Below are 4,117 nucleotides of genomic sequence, written 5' to 3' on the forward strand. Positions count from 1 at the left end.
TGAAAGGCTGGGGTATCCATGATGGTAGACCTCAAGGTGATGGCCTACTTCAAGATTAGCCTTTCAACACGTAATTGGGACAGAGCCTTTTTTATCTCTGCGATTTGCGGGATCAGACTGGGAAAGGAGCCGGCGCCTCGAAGGTCATCCGCTCGCCACTGCGGGGGTGGCTGATGGTCAGCATGGCCGCATGCAGGTAGAGATGGGGCGCCGCCGCCAGCGCATCCGGATGGGCGTAGAGGTTGTCACCCAGGATCGGGTGCCCCAGCTCCAGCATATGGACGCGCAACTGGTGCGAGCGACCTGTGATGGGAGTCAGCTTGATCAGGCTGTTGCCGTTCTCCACCTTCAGTTTCTGCCACAGGGTCAGGGCGTGACGCCCCTCCTCGTGATCCACCTTCTGTTTCGGGCGGTTTGGCCAGTCGACGCAGAGCGGCAGGTCAACCTGACCAGATGCTGCCTCCGGCTCGCCCCACACCCAGGCGAGGTAGTGCTTCTCGGTCTCCCGCTCGCGAAATTGTCGGCTCAGCTCCCGATGAGAGTTGGGATTGAGGGGAATGACAATGACGCCAGTGGTGGACATGTCGAGGCGATGAGCTGCCGCCGCCTTGGGGTGCTGCTGTTTCACCCGATGCAGGACGCTGTCTTCATTCTCGGGGCCGCGCCCGGGGACGCTTAGCAGGCCAGTGGGCTTGTTGACCACCATGATGTCCTTGTCCTTGAACAGGATATCGAGCCAGGGTTCCAGAGGCGGTGAGTATTCAAACATAAATGTCTCGCATCAGAAGGTGGGGGCAAGCCCCCATCAGTTATGGGTAACCACGACAAAGCGGCCTTGGGTATCCAGTTTGAGCTGGGTCTGGCCGCTGTCGGTCGGTACCTTGTCAGTTATGGGTGACCACGATAAAGCGGATGGCATCCAGCTTGAGTTGGGTCTGATCGATCAGGTGGTGCAATTCTGCCTGCAGATTGCGCAGATAATCCAGTTCGCTGTCTCGCACGTTCGGGTTGACCGCCTTGAGCGCTTCCAGACGATCCAGATCCTGCTGCAGGGTCTGCGCCATCTGGGCACGGGCCTTGTCGACAATCCCGGCTTTCAGCTCTTCGGCAATGGCCTGGCCCTTGCCAATCAGACCGTGGATCACCGGTTGGGACGCGGTGACCAGCTTGCTGCCGAGGTGGCGATTGACCGGAGTCAGCTGGCGGTTGAAGGCATCGAACGCCACTTTCTCACCCAGATTCTGGCCGTTCTTGTCCATCAGCAAACGGATCGGCGTCGGCGGCATGAAGCGGTAGAGCTGGGGATGGGCCGCAGACTCGGCAACGAAGATCAGCTCAAGCAGGATGGAGCCGATGGGCAGCGCCTTGTTCTTGAGCAGTGCGACCGAGGTGGCACCGATCTCGGAGCCCAGGATCAGGTCGATACCGCCGCGCATCATGGGGTGATCCCAGGAGAGCAGCGCCATGTCATCACGCGACAGGGCAGTGTTGCGATCGAAGGTGATGGTCATGCCATCTTGCGGCAGGCCCGGGAAGCTGGAGACCAGCATGTGATCCCCGGGGGTCAGCACCAGCGCGTTCTCGCCACGGTCATCCTGATTGACGCCGATCTCGTCGAACATCTTGAGAGCGAAGGAGATCATGCCGGTGTCGTCATCTTCGGCGGCCAGCTTGTCGACCAGCTGCTGGGCGGCGGCGCCACCGCTGGAGTGGATCTCCAGCAGGCGATCGCGGCCCTGCTCCAGTCGTGCCTTGAGCGGCTCGTGCAGTTCGCGGGTCTTGACCAGCAGGGCGTCGAGGGCTGCCTGATCGCCGGTGTTGGCGGCCAGCAGCTCGAACAGCTCGTCACGTACCGCTTCGAATACCGGGCGGGCAGTCGGGCAGGTCTGCTCGAACGCGTCCAGACCATCGTGATACCAGAGCTGCAGGGCGCGCTGGGCAGTCCCTTCCAGATAGGGAACGTGGATCTCGACGGTATTCTGCTGACCGATACGATCCAGTCGGCCGATACGCTGCTCCAGCAGATCCGGGTTGAGGGGCAGATCGAACAGCACCAGATGGCTGGCAAACTGGAAGTTGCGACCCTCTGAACCGATCTCGGAGCAGAGCAGCACCTGGGCGCCACCCTCTTGCTGGGCGAAATAGGCGGAGGCCTTGTCCCGCTCGAGGATCGACATCCCTTCGTGGAACACGGCACCACGGATCCCTTCACGGGTGCGTAGCGCCTCTTCCAGCGCGATGGCGGTGGCCGCTTCGGAGCAGATCACCAGCACCTTCTGCTGACGGGCTGAGAGCAGCAGCTCCAGCAACCATTCGACGCGCGGGTCAAACTGGGTCCAGGTGGCGTTGTCGCCTTCGAACTGCTGGAAGATCTTCTCGGGGTAGAGGTAGCGCAAGGCGCGGGTCTGCAGATCGCCGCCATTGCCACCCATCATGCCCATCACCTTGATGGCAGTCTTGTACTGCTCCGGCAGCGGCATGGGGTAGACGTTGAGGTGACGCTCGGGGAAGCCCTGAATATTGGCGCGGCTGTTGCGGAACAGTACCCGGCCGGTGCCATGCTGATCCAGCAGCTTGGCGACCGCCTGCTGACGGGCAGTCGCATCGCTCAAGTCCAGCCCTTCCAGCTGGCTGGCGAGGATCTGTCTGGCTTCATCGCTCAGGGTCTCGCCATCCAGCAGCTCTTGTGCGGCGCTGGCGACCTGACCATAAGCCTGCTCCTCGGCGAGGAAGGCCTCGTAGTCGTAGAAACGCTCGGGATCGAGCAGGCGCAGACGGGCAAAGTGGCTCTGGTGGCCCAGCTGATCCGGGGTAGCGGTCAGCAGCAGTACGCCCGGCACCTGTTCGGCCAGCGCTTCCACCATTTCGTAGGCGCGGCTCGGCGCCTCTTCACTCCACTCCAGATGGTGGGCTTCGTCGACAACCAGCAGATCCCACTCGGCCTCCAGCACCTGCTCGAAGCGACGACGCTTCTTGCGCAGGAAGTCGAGGCTGCAGATCACCAGCTGTTCGGTCTCGAAGGGGTTCTCCGCATCGGCAAACGCCTCGATGCAGCGCTCCTCATCAAACAGGGAGAAGTGCAGGTTGAAGCGGCGCAGCATTTCGACCAGCCACTGGTGCTGCAAGGTTTCGGGCAGCAGAATGAGCACGCGATGGGCGCGGCCGGAGAGCAGTTGCTGATGAATGATCATGCCCGCTTCGATGGTCTTGCCCAGACCCACCTCATCGGCCAGCAGTACGCGCGGAGCGTAGCGGTGACCCACTTCATGAGCGATATAGAGCTGGTGCGGGATCAGGCTGACCCGGCCACCGGCCAGACCGCGAGTCGGGTTGCGACGGCGCTGGTGCTGGTTGACCAGCGCCTCGTAGCGCAGGGTGAAGCGGGACATCCGATCGATCTGACCGGCGAACAGGCGATCCTGCGGCTTGTTGAACTTGATAAAGTTGTTGAGAAACACTTCCTTGAGGGCAACGGGCTCATCATTGTCGGTGCGCACACCTACATATATAAGCAGGCCGTCTTTCTCCTGCACTTCGTCGACCGTCATGGTCCAGTCTTCGTGACTGGTGATCTGATCGCCCACATTGAAGCTGACCCGGGTGACCGGCGCCTCTTCTTTGGCATACATGCGGTTTTCACCGGTAGCCGGAAACAACAGGGTAACCATGCGTCCTTCAACAGCAACGACAGTCCCCAACCCCAGATCCGTCTCTGTATCACTAATCCAACGCTGGCCAAGTGCAAAAGGCATTAAACTCTCCAAAGCCCAAGAGTGTGTGAATCGCAAAGGGGCGCTATGTTACCCGAAGGCGTGACCTCGATCACCATGCATCATATAGATGTAGAGAGACCAAATCGCCACAACCTTGATCTGCTACCATCGCCACGCCATATAGAGGATAGCGAGCTCGCCAAACGGGTGTGTTATTGCAGGATAAATACGCTTTTTGGGTGATTAGTGAGCGGTTGAGCCAAAAATGCGAATTTAATTCGAAAAGGCCCTTGCAAGCGTGATCCAGGTCTCTATAATGCGCCTCCATCGACAGGGCAAGCGGCAACGCAAACAACCTCGTCGGTAACCTCGAAAAGCCTTTGAAAATAAGGCTTGACTCGAGA

At 60.1% G+C, this 4,117-nt stretch carries 3 protein-coding genes; all 3 read right to left on the reverse strand.

The window, feature by feature from the left end; all coding sequences use genetic code 11:
• Positions 1–112: 112 nt before the first annotated feature.
• Entirely contained in the window at positions 113–769 is a 657-nt protein-coding gene (gene rluA / locus AB5Y85_RS09975; protein WP_139411642.1) for a bifunctional tRNA pseudouridine(32) synthase/23S rRNA pseudouridine(746) synthase RluA, read from the reverse strand.
• 115 nt (positions 770–884) lie between these two features.
• Positions 885–3,752 carry an RNA polymerase-associated protein RapA gene (gene rapA, locus AB5Y85_RS09980; protein WP_257688155.1) on the reverse strand — a complete coding sequence of 956 codons (2,868 nt, stop codon included), beginning with the start codon at positions 3,750–3,752 and terminating at the stop codon, positions 885–887.
• 70 nt (positions 3,753–3,822) lie between these two features.
• On the reverse strand, positions 3,823–4,117 hold a 295-nt coding region (locus AB5Y85_RS09985), incomplete at its 5' end, for a hypothetical protein (protein ID WP_368221355.1).

Source organism: Aeromonas sp. R3-1 (assembly GCF_040908345.1).
GTDB classification, from domain to species: domain Bacteria; phylum Pseudomonadota; class Gammaproteobacteria; order Enterobacterales; family Aeromonadaceae; genus Aeromonas; species Aeromonas veronii.

Excerpts from the sequence above, each read along its gene's own strand:
- rluA (WP_139411642.1), bottom strand. The coding sequence starts at position 769 with ATGTTTGAATACTCACCGCCTCTGGAACCCTGGCTCGATATCCTGTTC.
- rapA (WP_257688155.1), bottom strand. The coding sequence starts at position 3,752 with ATGCCTTTTGCACTTGGCCAGCGTTGGATTAGTGATACAGAGACGGAT.